The sequence below is a fragment of the Halomonas sp. Y3 genome, assembly GCF_024137965.1.
In the GTDB taxonomy this organism is placed as follows: Bacteria; Pseudomonadota; Gammaproteobacteria; order Pseudomonadales; family Halomonadaceae; genus Halomonas; species Halomonas mongoliensis.
Window position 1 is genome coordinate 3,986,621 of record NZ_CP099975.1, and the last position, 12,367, is coordinate 3,998,987.

Genomic DNA, 12,367 nt, shown 5'->3' on the forward strand with positions numbered 1-12,367 from the left:
TGACACCCGACCGACGGCCGGGCCTGGATTCACCGGGCCGGCGACAGGCGCCGACCCTCATGCAGCGATGGTCCGGGAATCCCCTCATAAGATCCATACTAGATACCTCTTTTCCACCCTCCTCCGTGACCCATGTCAAACATTAACGGACGCTGGATAAACGCAATCACCGGCCAGGCGCTGACAGCGCTGACATGGGGCCTTATGCTGGGAACCCTGACTTTCCGACCATCGATTTCCACAACCAGGTGAGACCTCTCGTGAAACGCCCGCTGATTCCCGCCCTGCTGCTTGCCGCCGCCCTGCCCCTGGGCCTCGCCGTCTCTACCGCCCAGGCCGAGGAGGGCACCTCTCCCGACGTCATCCTGCACACCAGCCACGGCGCCATCGGCATCGAGCTGTTTCAGGCCGAGGCCCCGGAGAGCGTCAACAACTTCCTCACCTATGTGCAGGAGGGCCACTACGACGGCACCATCTTCCACCGGGTCATCGACGGCTTCATGATCCAGGGCGGCGGCTTCGACGCCGAGATGCGCCAGAAGGCGACCCGCGACCCCATCACCAACGAGGCCGACAACGGCCTGAAGAACCGCCGCGGCACCCTGGCCATGGCGCGTACCGGCGCGCCCCACTCCGCCACCGCCCAGTTCTTCATCAACGTCGCCGACAACGGCTTCCTGGACCACGTCAGTCCGCAGTCGGGCCAGACCTGGGGCTACGCCGTATTTGGGCAGGTGGTGGAAGGCATGGAGGTAGTCGACGCCATCCGCCGGGTGCCCACCGGCCGCCAGGGCCCCTTCCAGGACGTGCCCCGGGAGCCCGTGGTGATCGAGCGCGCCGAGCTGCCCTGAGCCGGCCAGACAGGAGAGCGATGTGGCAAGACTGCTGTTTCGGCTGGGCAACGTGCCCGACGAGGAGGCCGAGGAGGTGCGTGCCCTGCTGGACGCCCGCGGCTTCGACACCTACGAGACCCAAGCCGGCTTCTGGGGGCTCGGCGTGGCGGCCATCTGGCTCCATGACGAGAGCCAGTACGAGGCAGCCCGGGAGGTGCTCGACGCCTACCAGGAGGGGCTGGCCGAGCGGATGCGCCAGGCGCGCGACGACCTGGTCGAGCGGGGCGAGGCCCCGACCCTGTGGTCGCGCCTGCGCCACCACCCCGTGCGCATGCTGCTGGTGGCCGTGGCGGTGGCGGTGATCCTGTCCCTCACCCTGCTGCCCTTCCTGTGGCTGATGAACTGAGCTGTCACGGCCGACCATGAGAACGACGACGCCCCCGCAGGCCTGGCCTGCGGGGGCGTCGCTGTGAAGGGCGGGGGCCGGGAAGAAGCGCCCGGCCCCGCCGATCAGCTGCGGATCAGGTGGTCGAAGGCGCCAAGCGCGGCCTTGGACCCTTCGCCCATGGCGATGATGATCTGCTTGTAGGGCACCGTGGTCACGTCGCCGGCGGCGAAGATGCCGGGCACGCTGGTCATGCCGTGGGCGTCGGTGATGATCTCGCCGCGCTCGGACATCTCCACCGGTGAGCCCTTGAGCCACTCGGTGTTGGGCACCAGGCCGATCTGCACGAAGATGCCTTCCAGGTCGAGGCGCTTGGTCTCGCCGCTGGCGCGCTCCTCATAGGTGAGGCCGTTGACGCGGGCACCGTCGCCGTTCACCTCGGTGGTGCGGGCGCCGAGGATGATGTCGACGTTGGGCAGGCTCTTGAGCTTCTTCTGGAGCACGGCATCGGCGCGCATCTCGTCCATGAACTCGATCAGGGTCACATGGCCGACGATGCCGGCCAGATCGATGGCCGCCTCGACGCCGGAGTTACCGCCGCCGATCACCGCCACGCGCTTGCCCTTGAACAGCGGGCCGTCGCAGTGGGGGCAGTAGGCCACGCCCTTGTTGCGGTACTCGGCCTCGCCGGGCACGTTCATCTCGCGCCAGCGGGCACCGGTGGCCAGCACCAGGGTCCGGCTCTTGAGGCTCGCGCCCGACTCGAACTGCACCTCGTGCTCGCCGCCCGGCTGGGCCGCCGGCACCAGCTTGACCGCACGCTGCAGGTTCATGATGTCGACCTCATACTCCTTGACGTGCTCCTCCAGCGCCGCGGCCAGCTTGGGGCCCTCGGTGTGGGGCACGGAGATGAAGTTCTCGATGGCCATGGTATCGAGCACCTGGCCGCCGAAACGCTCGGCGGCAACGCCGGTGCGGATGCCCTTGCGCGCGGCGTAGACCGCTGCCGCGGCGCCGGCCGGGCCGCCGCCCACCACCAGCACGTCGAAGAGGCCCTTCTCATTGAGCTTGGCGGCCTCGCGCTTGGCGGCACCGGTATCCACCTTGGCCAGGATCTGTTCAAGGCTCATGCGGCCCTGATCGAAGAGCTCGCCGTTGAGGTAGATGCTCGGTACCGACATCACCTGGCGCTCCTCGACCTCATCCTGGAAGAGGGCCCCGTCGATGGCCACGTGGTGGACATTGGGGTTGAGCACCGCCATCAGGTTCAGCGCCTGGACCACGTCAGGGCAGTTCTGGCAGGAGAGCGAGAAGTAGGTCTCGAAGCGCAGCTCGCCCTCGAGACTCTGGATCTGCTCGATCACCTCCTGGCTGGCCTTGGGCGGATGGCCGCCGACCTGCAGCAGGGCCAGCACCAGGGAGGTGAACTCGTGGCCCATGGGCAGGCCGGCGAAGACCACGCCGGTCTCCTCACCGGGGCGGTTGATGGCAAACGACGGCTTGCGGGCGTCCTGGCCGTCGCTGCGCAGGGTAATCTTGTCGCTCAGGCCGGCGATATCGGTCAGCAGACCGTGCAGCTCCTGAGACTTGGCGCCGTCATCGAGGGACGCGACGATCTCGAACGGCTGGGTGACCTTTTCCAGATAGGCTTTGAGCTGGCTTTTCAGATTGTCGTCCAACATGACAGCGGTTTCCTTCATGTTCGCGAAACGGGATCACAAGGAGGCCGTGCGAGCGCCGAAGGCGTCGCCCGAGACATGCTTGTGACGGGTAGAAAACACCCGGGCAGCAGGTGCCCGGGTGGGAAGCGGCGAGGCCCGGGGCGGGGCCTCGCGGCAGGGGCAGATCTTAGATCTTGCCGACCAGATCCAGGGACGGAGCGAGGGTCTCTTCGCCTTCCTTCCACTTGGCCGGGCAGACTTCGTTCGGGTTGTTGCGAACGTACTGGGCGGCCTTGAGCTTGCGCAGGCTCTCGGTGACGTCGCGGGCGATAGCGTTGTCGTGGATCTCGAGGGTCTTGATCACGCCGTCCGGGTCGATCACGAAGGTGCCGCGCAGGGCCAGACCGGCTTCTTCGATGTGCACGCCGAAGGCGCGGGTCAGCTGGTGGGTCGGGTCACCGACCAGCGGGAACTTGGCCTTGCCGACCGCCGGGGAGGTCTCGTGCCACACCTTGTGGGAGAAGTGGGTGTCGGTGGTGACGATGTAGACTTCGGCACCGACCTTCTGGAACTCCTCGTAGTGGTCGGCAGCGTCCTCGACCTCGGTCGGACAGTTGAAGGTGAAGGCGGCCGGCATGAAGATCACCACGGACCACTTGCCCTTCATGTTCTCTTCGGAGATCTCGACGAACTCGCCGTTATGGAAGGCGGTGGCGTTGAACGGCTTGATTTCAGTATTGATCAGGGACATTCGAGAGTGATCCTCTAGACTTTGGTATGAAGATGAACTGGAATACGGAGCGCATGTTAGCCCGCATTCTTCGATAGCGTAAATTGAATGGTGGCATCGAGGCGATAATTCAACCCTATGGGTGATGACACCCCGATGTCAGCCGATCTGGACGGCCTCGCCCTGGCGGTCCAGCGCCAGGAACTGATCGACGCTGCCCATCTTGAGCGACTCCACCATGCGCTCGAGCTGGGCCTCGGCCTGCTCGGCGCTCGGCGCCTCGCCGCCGCGGCCGGAGAGCGCCCCCACGAAGAGGATGTCCCACTCGATGCCGGTCTCCTTCGACTCCGCCACCAGGGCGGCCATGTCGGAGAGCTCCTCGGGCGCCTTGTCGACGCATAGCACCGGGGTGAGCACGCCGCCGACGCCCTGCTCGAAATTCCGGCGCTGCTCGGCGGTAGGGTTGTCGGGCAGCTCGGCCCGGGTGAAGACGAACAGCAGCCGCTGGGCGTCGGGCTGCAGGCGGGCCTCGCCGAGCAGGTCGGCAAAGTTGGTGATGGCCATGGAAGCCTCCGGAAAAAGGGGGTGAATGACCGTCAGCCTGCCCCCTTTCTCGCGAGGGCTCAAGGGGCTGGCGGGCATGCCGGCCGAGTCTAGGTGGCGGGGTCAAGGTTATCCCCGGCGCCCCTCGGTGCGTTCGCCTCAGCCCTGGCGAGCGGTCAGGATATGGTGCAGGCCATCGCACGCCACCAGGGGGTCGTCGCAGTTGACCACCACCTCGGTATGACCGAGCACATAGGCCTTGCCGGTGATGGTGTTCTCCACCACGGCGTGGGGCCCCTCCCGGCGAGTGTCGGTGAAGGTGCCGATGAAGCCGGTCTCGCGCAGGGAGACGGTCTCCAGCCGGTCGCCGGGCTGGATGCGCCCCTCATGGTGCATCAGCGCCAGGCGCGCCGAGGTGCCGGTGCCGGTGGTGCTGCGGCAGATCACCCCCGGGTGCACGTAGGTCGTGGAGCGGGAACGGTAGAAGCCGTCCGCCACCTGCTCCACCGGCCCCATGAAGTGCAGGAAGGGCAGCGGGCCCACGTCGCCCAGGGTGTAGTGGGAGAAGCCCCGCTCGGCCTGGATCGCCTCGACGATGCGGTGGGCGCACTCGGCCAGGGCCCGCTCCTCCTCCCGCACCAGGGAGAAGCCGAGCTCGGTGGCGTCCACCAGGGCGTAGAAGCCGCCGCTGTAGGCCACGCTGTAGGTCACCTCGCCGATGCCCGGCACCTGGATCGACGCACGATGGGTGTCGATGTAGCTGGGCAGTCCCTCGCAGGTGATCGCCTCCACCACGCCGTTCTCCACCCGGGCCTCGATCTTGACCCGCCCCGCCGGGGCCTCCAGGGTGAAGTGCTGCACCCCCTCCCGCTTGGGCACGATGCCCGCCTCCAGCACCGCCGTGGCGGTGCAGATGGTGTTGGAGCCGGAATAGATCGGGTAGCCCATCACCTCCATGATGATGTAGCCGGCGGCGGCCTCGGGATCGGTGGCCGGCACGACCAGGTCCACCGACATCTCGGGGATGCCGTAGGGCTCGAAGAGCAGCAGCTTGCGCAGGCCGTCGGCATCGTCGCGCAGGTAGTGCATCTGGTCGCGTACGGTGTCGCCGGGCAGCGGCGCGATGCCCCCGAGCACGATGCGGCTGACGTCGCCGCCGGCGTGGGTGTCCATCATCTGGAAGGTCAGCGGGCGGCTCATGGGCGCGGCTCCTGGCGGGCAGAGGGGGAAGCCAGGGCGAAGGGGGCGCCGTGCGTGTCCCACTCGGCGTCAGGGACGATGACGATCTTGCCCAGGAAGTTGCTGCCGCGGCTGACGAAGTAGCGCTCGGCCTCGTGGAGCTCGGAGAGCGGGAAGGCGGCGTGGAGCACCGGCCTGAGCTCACCGGAGCGGATCCAGGCGATGAGCTGCTCCGCCTCCTCCCGGGTGCCGTGGGAGACGCCGAAGAGCTGCACCTGATAGAGATAGATGCGCGTCCAGAGGATCTCCGAGATATTGCCGCCGCTGGCCCCGGCGATGGAGAGCCGCGGGTAGGTGCTCCGCGCCTTCATGTCGTGGATCATGGTGTCGATGAACAGATCGGTCATCTCGCCGCCGACCAGGTCCATCACCGCATCGATGGGCGCGCCGCCGGTGGCCTCGAGTACCCGGGGCACGAAGGTGGCCAGATCGCCGCGGTCGATCACCGCCTCGGCCCCCAGCGCCTTGAGCGCCTCGGCCTTGTCAGGCTGGCTTACCGCGTAGGGAATCGCCCCGACGATGCGGCAGAGCTGGATCAGCGCCGTGCCCACCCCGCCGCTGGCGCCGGTGACCAGCACCCGCTCGCCGGCGGCGACGTTCGCCGAGGTCATCATGTGGTAGCCGGTCTGGTAGGAGCACATCCCCATGGCGGCGAGCTCGGCATCTTTGATCTCCGGGTTGGGCACATGGTGGAACTGGTCCGAGGGCACCGCCACGTACTCGGCGAAGCCGCCGTCGGCGCCGTGGCCGTAGTAGTCCGGGGTCAGGTTGATATCGCGGCGGGCGTCCGGGTAGAGGTTGAAGTCGAGCAGGCCGCGCTCGCCGATCCGCACCGGGTCGACCCCCTCGCCCACCGCCGCCACGCGCCCGGCAATATCGGCGCCCTGGATCCGCGGGAAGGTGAGGGTCGGCTCGCCGCCCATGGCAAAGGAGGTGACCTGGCCCTTCTTCACCGGGTAGAGCCCCTCGCGGGCCTTGCGGTCGGTGTTGTTCTTGGCGGTGGCGGTGACCCGCACCAGCACCTCGCCCGGCCCCGGCCGGGGCACCGGCACGTCGTCGCGGTAGACCAGCCGGTCGACGTCGCCGTGCCCGGTTAGCAGCATGGCCGACATGGTGGCGGGAATCGCGGTATCAGCAAGGGTGTCTGCCATCTGCTGCTGCCTCCTCTCGTTGGGTTCGGGTTGACGCACAGGGCTTTCGGCAGGCAACCGAAAGCCCTGATTCGCAAGACGAGACGATAGCAGAGGCACCCGGGGACGACCGAGGGGGCCACCCGGTATTTCGGCCTCCCATTCTTTCTGTTCTTACCGCACGGAAGTTGCGATTCTTTCGGCTGGCCACGGGCCTGACCACCGACGACATCCAGGCCGTGTAGCTCAATGAGGCCTTCGCCGCCCAGGGCCTGCCGGTGCTCAAGGACCTCAGCTTCCTCGATGCTCTGGATGACAAGGTCAACCTCAACGGCGGCGCCATCGCCTTGGGCCACCCCCTGGGCTGCTCGGGCACGCGTATCAGCACCACCCGGCTCAACGTGGTGCAGCAGCGCGATACTACCCTGGGGCTTGCCACCATGTGTATCGGCATGAGCCAGGGAGTGGCCACGGTGTTCGAACGCTTGAAGTAGGCTCCCCAGCGTTCTACCGACCTTGAGACCGGCATCAAGCGACGCCTCCGTGTCGTCACAGGGGCAGGCGAGACGCTAGCAGGCCTGTACTCAAAATCTCACTTCCAGCCCGGCGTAGATGGTTCGGCCGGCGGCGGGCTCGAAGAAGCGTCCGCCGTTGGCGTTGATGCGTACGTTGGCGAAATGCGCCTCGTCCAGCAGGTTGCGCACCCCCAGGTGGGCTCCCAGCCGAGTGCCGCCGTTCAACGTCCAGCCCTCGCCAGCCCGCAGGTTGACCAGCCAGTGGCTCTCCACGGGCACTTGGCTGGCGTTGTCGGCGTAATACCCTCCCGTGTAGAGCGCCTCGGCGCTGGCGAATCGCTCGCCGCTGCCGTACCAGGTGAGACGGTTGTTCCATTGGCGGCGCGGCAGGCCCGGTAGGCGATTGCCTGCCAGATCGGCGTCGCCGTCGCGGAAGCGCTCGAAGCGATAGTCGGCCAGAGTCAACGCGCTGGCCACCCGCCAGGACAGTACTGGGCTCCAGTCCAGCTCCAGTTCGATCCCGTCTCGGGAGGTGCGCCCAGCGTTCTCGAAGAAGGTGCGGCCGTCGGTGGCCTCGAAGGGTACCAGCTCGTCATCCACCCGCACCGAGAAGGCGGCGAGGTCGTAGCGCAGCCCGTGGGCGAGGCGGCCGCGCAGTCCCAGTTCGCGATTAAGCGCCCACTGGGGCGCCACCTCGGGGTTGAAGCCGCCACCACCGTCCGGGCGGGCGAACTCGGTGAAGGTGGGAGTCTCGAAAGCGGTACCGAGGTTGGCGTAGAGCTGGTGGTCCTCGTGGTAGCGGTAGCTGCCCCCGAGGCTGCCGGTCCACTCCCTGAAAGTGCGCTCGCCGCTGTTGTCCCGCCCATCAGCAAGAAAGCGGTCATCGATGGTCAGCCGCACCCGATCGTGGCGCACGCCGGCAGTGAGGTCGAGGGTCTCGGTGAGGGCGAGCTCGCCGAGCAGGAAGACGCCAGCGGTGGTGGCGTTCTGCTGCTCGTCGGCGGTCTCGGCAGTGACCACCCCCTGGGGAGTCACCGAGCGTCGCCCGCGGTCGTCCTCCTGGCGCCCCACCTCGATGCCGCCGACATAGCGAAGCGGCCGCCCGCTCAGAATCTTGTAGCGTGTGTAGTCGACGCTGCCGCCATAGTAGCGGCGATCGTAGTCCACCAGACTATTGCCGGGAAAGGGCAACTGCTGCTCGAAGTCGCGGCGGCTGGCGAAACCGCGCAGATTGAGTTCGCCACCTGCGGCGCCAAGGTCCTGATAGTGCAGGCCCAGCAACTGTTGTTCCACCCGCTGACCCGCGTCGAGCGGGGTAGCAGCAGGAGCCGCCTGGCGGCGGTTCGCGGCAACCTCCTCGGCGGTTAGCCCGCCGGGGTCCTGGGCGGTGGACAGGTCGAGCACGTTGAGCAGAGCCGAGAGGGTGCGCTCATCGTCCAGACGGTAACCGAGCCGCGCATTGAGCAGCCGCTTCTCCACGGCGCTCTGCTCACGGTAGCCATCGAAGTCCAGCGCCGAGAGGCTGACACTGTGAATCCAGTTGTCGCGTTCACCGCCGGCCCTCACGGCCAGCTTGGTGTAACCATGGCTGCCCCCCTGGAGACGCACCACCGGCGAGCGACGGAGGTCGCTGCCATCGCCGGTGGTGATGTCCAGTACGCCACCGGCGGCGTTGCCGTAGAGCACCGAGGCGGGACCGCGGATCACCTCGATGCGCTCGGCACTGTCCAAATCCACGGCATCGACCTGGGCCTGGCCATCGGGCAGGGTGTAGGGGATACCATCGACGCGGATATGGATGCCGCGGATGCCGAAGGGGGCCCGAGCACCAAAGCCGCGGCTGGCGATACGCTGCCCCTGGGCGAAGTTGTCGCGATTTTGCAGGAAGAGACCCGGCACAGGCGCGAGAGCCTCGTCCAGGCGAACACGCTGCTGGGCTTGCTGGATCTCCGCGCGGTTCACCGCCGATACCGCCGCGGGGGTATCGTAAAGGCTGCGGGCCAGGCGCGGAGCGCTGATCGTGATCGCAGGGAGTGCGGCCTCATTCCGCGCGGATATGTCTGGCTCCACACTTGATGACGTAGCAGCGTGTATGGTTCCAGGCCTGAGAAGTGTGCTCAGCAGCAGCACCCCTAGAAGAGTCGGCAGTCGCTTCATGTCAGTCTCATTATCCATTCCGTCACACGTGACAAGGCCTTGGATTCGATGTGTACCCAAGGCCTTGTCGCGACTTTCTATTATTCAGTTGCCGTTAGCGGGACGAATGGCATCAGCCGTACCTAGGATAAAGGCCTTGATCTCATCCACCTCGTCTTTCGTGAGGCGACCTGTGAAATCTGGCATGCCCTGCTCGGTAAACGGACCACCCAGGACGAACCGCTCAAGATGCTCGATCACGGCGGCATTCGAGTAGCCTAGGTTGGGGATATTGCCGCCCCGGTCGACGCCCGGAACACCATGACAAAACACACAGTTGCTAATATAATGTGCTGTCCCGGCTTCGATATCACCCGGGTCATAGTCGACACCCGAGACCAGTGCTCCCAACTGATACTGTGTGAAATCCGGCAGCGGCGCTTCCCCCTCTAGTGAGAAGGTATAGACAGTACCAGGGATGTTCTTCTCTGATCCCCGCTGGAAGAGGCCATAGACGCCGCCCCAGCCCACAGCGATGGAGATGAACTGCCTGCCATCCACTTCGTAAGTCACTGGTGCGGCAATGACGCCTGTGCCCAGGGGGGATTCCCATAGTTTTTCCCCCGTGGTGGCGTTGAAGGCGATGAAGCGTGCATCAGCGGTGCCTTGGAACACTAGGTTGCCAGCAGTGACCAGGGTGCCACCATTCCAGGGCGAGACATACTCGTGGCGCCATGCTTCCTGCTGGGAAACAGGATCCCAGGCGACCAACCGGCCGAATGGCACCTCGGAGGGTGGCACCGGATTGACGTGCATGCCTAGGTTCCACCCTGTCCCGGACATAGGCTGCCCCGGGGTGACTTCTTCATACGACCAGTTGGCATCGGGCTGCAGGGAAATCGGGATATGCTGGGCAGGAAAATAGGCTAACCCAGTGGCTGGGCTATATGACATAGCGTGCCAGTTATGGGCGCCAAAGGGGCCGGGGATGGCATCGAAGGGCTCTTCTCCACGCGCCTCGGGCACCTCGATCGGTCGCCCGTTGTCATCGTAGCCGGTGGCCCAGTTGACCTCGACGAAGTTCTCGGCCGACAGGAACTCCCCCGACTCACGATCAACGACGAAGAAGAAGCCGTTCTTTGGCGCATGCAGCAGCACCTTACGCAGTTCTCCCTCGAGCTCGATATCCGCCAGGATGATGTCCTGGGTCGAGGTGTAGTCCCAGTTGTCGCCGGGTGTCTGCTGGTAGTGCCAGACGTACTCGCCGGTATCGGGATTCAGCGCGACGATGGAAGCCAGGAAGAGGTTGTCTCCTCCCGCGGGGCTGCGGAGCCGGTGCGCCCAGGGCGAACCGTTGCCGGTGCCCACATACAGTAGGTTCAGCTCGCGATCGAAGACCATTGAGTGCCAGGCGGTTCCGCCACCACCGACTTCCCAGTAGCGTCCGCTGGGGTCCCAGGTCTCGGCGGCCATGGCCATGGCCTCGTTCTCGAAGGGTTCGGAGGGGTCGCCCGGTACGGTGAACCAGCGCCACGCCTCGTCTCCCGTGTCGACGTCATAGGCGGTGATATAGCCCCGCACCCCATATTCGGCACCGCCATTGCCGATGATTACCTTTCCATTGACAACGCGCGGCGCGCCGGTGATGGTGTAGGGCCGTGAGCGATCAATGAGAGTGTCGACCTCCCATACGCGCTCACCACTCCTAGCATCAAGGGCGATCAACCGGCCATCGAAGGAGCCCACGAACACCTTGCTCCCATAGACGGCTACTCCACGATTGACGACGTCACAGCAGCCTTTTTCGCCATAGTTCCGAGGAACTTCGGGATCGTAGACCCAACGCTTTTCTCCGGTGCGCACATCGATGGCATGAACGACGCTCCACGGCGCCGTCACATACATCACGCCATCGACGACGATAGGAGTGGCCTCAACGCCTCGCGTTGACTCCAGGCTGTAGGACCACTCGAGGCCCAGCCCCTGCACATTGCTAGCGTTCACCTGATCCAAGGGGCTGAAACGTGTGCCCGCATCATCGAAGCCATGAGCCGGCCAATCCTTGCCCGTCTCGCGATTCTCGGCGATCGAGGCATTGTCGATATTAGCGAAGCTGGCATCTTCCGCATTGGACAGGGCCACGCCGGCCGATACCAAGCCCAGTATCACTCCGGTCGCTACCACTCTAAGACTTGTTATTTTCATCGTTCTTTTCCTGGCATTGTCTCTTTCTGGCGTTACGCATTGATCCCACGGCCTCAGAACACCTTCAACAGTCGCAGATTGACGCGATGCTCTTCCCGGAATCCGTTCTCCACCGAGAGGTCCTGGCCGTAGTTGGCGAGCACCTGCACGGTCGGGGTGATAAAATAGCCCGTCCCGATGGTGGCACTAAGCGTTTCGGTCTTGTCGTCCTGCCGCTGGCCATCGACCTTGGTTTCGCCACCGTAGGTATAGGACAGCCCGCCACGAACATCCCAAGTCTGGGTGAGGTTATGTCGGAGATAGCCCTGAAATTGATACAGGGGGTCCTGCTTGAGATCGGCGCTCTCGGCCCCGAAGTCGGAATTCTTGCCGTGCAGAGTGACATCGGCCGCCAGGTCAAGGGCTAGGGTCTCCGTCAGCCCCCGAATATAACCCGTCTGAAGCGAGAATGCCCAGCGATTTTCACCGAGATTAAGAGCCCGCTTGTTGTCATAGCTGCCGACGGGAACTTGCAGAAATGGAGTAATCCCGAGGTAATGATTGTTTTCGGGATCATTGACCAACCATACCGTGGCTGCAAGGATAGGGTCTGCGATGCCACTCGTGCTGCCCAACGGTGCCAGATCACCCTTGGCCTCGACCTGGCCGAAAGGAAGGAGGATTTGCGGATCAACTATATAACCTCCAACCTCCATGAAGTGTACGTACCGGAAGATGCCTATGTTAGTATCGAGCCCTGCATTCTCTGGCGCCCGCTCGCCGTTGGCGTAAAGCCTGTCATTGGTAGCATACTGGTAATAGAGCATGGCAAGGTTAGTGCCAGCTGGAAGAGCCGTGTAATCTCCCGGGTCGATATCGATGGCATGGGTAGTAGTGGCCGATGTAAAGCCCAGTGCCACCACCAAGGTTCTCAGTGAGTTCCTTGTTGGTTTGGCAAAGAAGAAGCACTTCATTTTGTTATCCTTTTTGTAGGCTAAGGTGGATTATATC

General features: G+C 64.9%; 10 protein-coding genes and 1 pseudogene. 3 read left to right on the top strand and 8 right to left on the bottom strand.

What is annotated here, in order from left to right; genetic code table 11:
• The first annotated feature begins 260 nt into the window (after positions 1-260).
• Together NHL60_RS18890 and NHL60_RS18895 are read left to right on the top strand one after the other, a co-directional pair.
• Positions 261-851 carry a peptidylprolyl isomerase gene (locus tag NHL60_RS18890; RefSeq protein WP_253447058.1) on the top strand — a complete coding sequence of 197 codons (591 nt, stop codon included), beginning with the start codon at positions 261-263 and terminating at the stop codon, positions 849-851.
• Positions 852-873: 22 nt separating this feature from the next.
• Complete coding sequence (locus NHL60_RS18895) at positions 874-1,239, top strand: DUF6164 family protein (protein WP_253447061.1); 366 nt, start codon at positions 874-876, stop codon at positions 1,237-1,239.
• Positions 1,240-1,343: 104 nt separating this feature from the next.
• Here NHL60_RS18895 and ahpF read toward each other — a convergent pair whose 3' ends face one another.
• From ahpF to NHL60_RS18920, 5 genes are all read right to left on the bottom strand, one after another.
• Positions 1,344-2,900: an alkyl hydroperoxide reductase subunit F gene (gene ahpF, locus NHL60_RS18900; protein WP_253447064.1), complete on the bottom strand. Its 1,557-nt coding sequence runs from the start codon at positions 2,898-2,900 to the stop codon at positions 1,344-1,346.
• Between the two features lie 166 nt (positions 2,901-3,066).
• Complete coding sequence (gene ahpC / locus NHL60_RS18905; RefSeq protein WP_253447067.1) at positions 3,067-3,630, bottom strand: alkyl hydroperoxide reductase subunit C; 564 nt, start codon at positions 3,628-3,630, stop codon at positions 3,067-3,069.
• A 138-nt stretch (positions 3,631-3,768) separates the two neighbouring features.
• Positions 3,769-4,173 (bottom strand): ribonucleotide reductase subunit alpha, encoded by a 405-nt coding sequence (locus NHL60_RS18910; protein ID WP_253447070.1) that lies wholly within the window; start codon positions 4,171-4,173, stop codon positions 3,769-3,771.
• Between the two features lie 138 nt (positions 4,174-4,311).
• The gene (locus NHL60_RS18915; RefSeq protein WP_253447073.1) at positions 4,312-5,352 is read right to left on the bottom strand and encodes a proline racemase family protein; all 1,041 of its coding nucleotides are present in this window, start codon (positions 5,350-5,352) and stop codon (positions 4,312-4,314) included.
• The gene (locus tag NHL60_RS18920) at positions 5,349-6,542 is read right to left on the bottom strand and encodes a zinc-binding dehydrogenase (protein WP_253447076.1); all 1,194 of its coding nucleotides are present in this window, start codon (positions 6,540-6,542) and stop codon (positions 5,349-5,351) included. The genes NHL60_RS18915 and NHL60_RS18920 overlap by 4 nt, the downstream gene beginning before the upstream one ends.
• Before the next feature lie 191 nt (positions 6,543-6,733).
• Here NHL60_RS18920 and fadA point away from each other — a divergent pair.
• Positions 6,734-7,015: pseudogene (gene fadA, locus NHL60_RS18925) on the top strand (acetyl-CoA C-acyltransferase); the annotation flags it as partial.
• Positions 7,016-7,105: 90 nt separating this feature from the next.
• Here fadA and NHL60_RS18930 read toward each other — a convergent pair.
• The 3 genes from NHL60_RS18930 to NHL60_RS18940 form a co-directional block, all read right to left on the bottom strand.
• The gene (locus tag NHL60_RS18930; RefSeq protein WP_367399339.1) at positions 7,106-9,211 is read right to left on the bottom strand and encodes a TonB-dependent receptor family protein; all 2,106 of its coding nucleotides are present in this window, start codon (positions 9,209-9,211) and stop codon (positions 7,106-7,108) included.
• A 66-nt stretch (positions 9,212-9,277) separates the two neighbouring features.
• Complete coding sequence (locus NHL60_RS18935; RefSeq protein ID WP_253447082.1) at positions 9,278-11,377, bottom strand: PQQ-dependent dehydrogenase, methanol/ethanol family; 2,100 nt, start codon at positions 11,375-11,377, stop codon at positions 9,278-9,280.
• Positions 11,378-11,430: 53 nt separating this feature from the next.
• A complete protein-coding gene (locus NHL60_RS18940; protein WP_253447085.1) occupies positions 11,431-12,330 on the bottom strand; it encodes a transporter in 900 nt (299 codons plus the stop codon).
• Positions 12,331-12,367 lie beyond the last annotated feature (37 nt).

Excerpts from the sequence above, each read along its gene's own strand:
- ahpF (WP_253447064.1), bottom strand. The coding sequence starts at position 2,900 with ATGTTGGACGACAATCTGAAAAGCCAGCTCAAAGCCTATCTGGAAAAG.
- ahpC (WP_253447067.1), bottom strand. The coding sequence starts at position 3,630 with ATGTCCCTGATCAATACTGAAATCAAGCCGTTCAACGCCACCGCCTTC.
- NHL60_RS18910 (WP_253447070.1), bottom strand. The coding sequence starts at position 4,173 with ATGGCCATCACCAACTTTGCCGACCTGCTCGGCGAGGCCCGCCTGCAG.
- NHL60_RS18915 (WP_253447073.1), bottom strand. The coding sequence starts at position 5,352 with ATGAGCCGCCCGCTGACCTTCCAGATGATGGACACCCACGCCGGCGGC.
- NHL60_RS18920 (WP_253447076.1), bottom strand. The coding sequence starts at position 6,542 with ATGGCAGACACCCTTGCTGATACCGCGATTCCCGCCACCATGTCGGCC.
- NHL60_RS18930 (WP_367399339.1), bottom strand. The coding sequence starts at position 9,211 with ATGGATAATGAGACTGACATGAAGCGACTGCCGACTCTTCTAGGGGTG.
- NHL60_RS18935 (WP_253447082.1), bottom strand. The coding sequence starts at position 11,377 with ATGAAAATAACAAGTCTTAGAGTGGTAGCGACCGGAGTGATACTGGGC.
- NHL60_RS18940 (WP_253447085.1), bottom strand. The coding sequence starts at position 12,330 with ATGAAGTGCTTCTTCTTTGCCAAACCAACAAGGAACTCACTGAGAACC.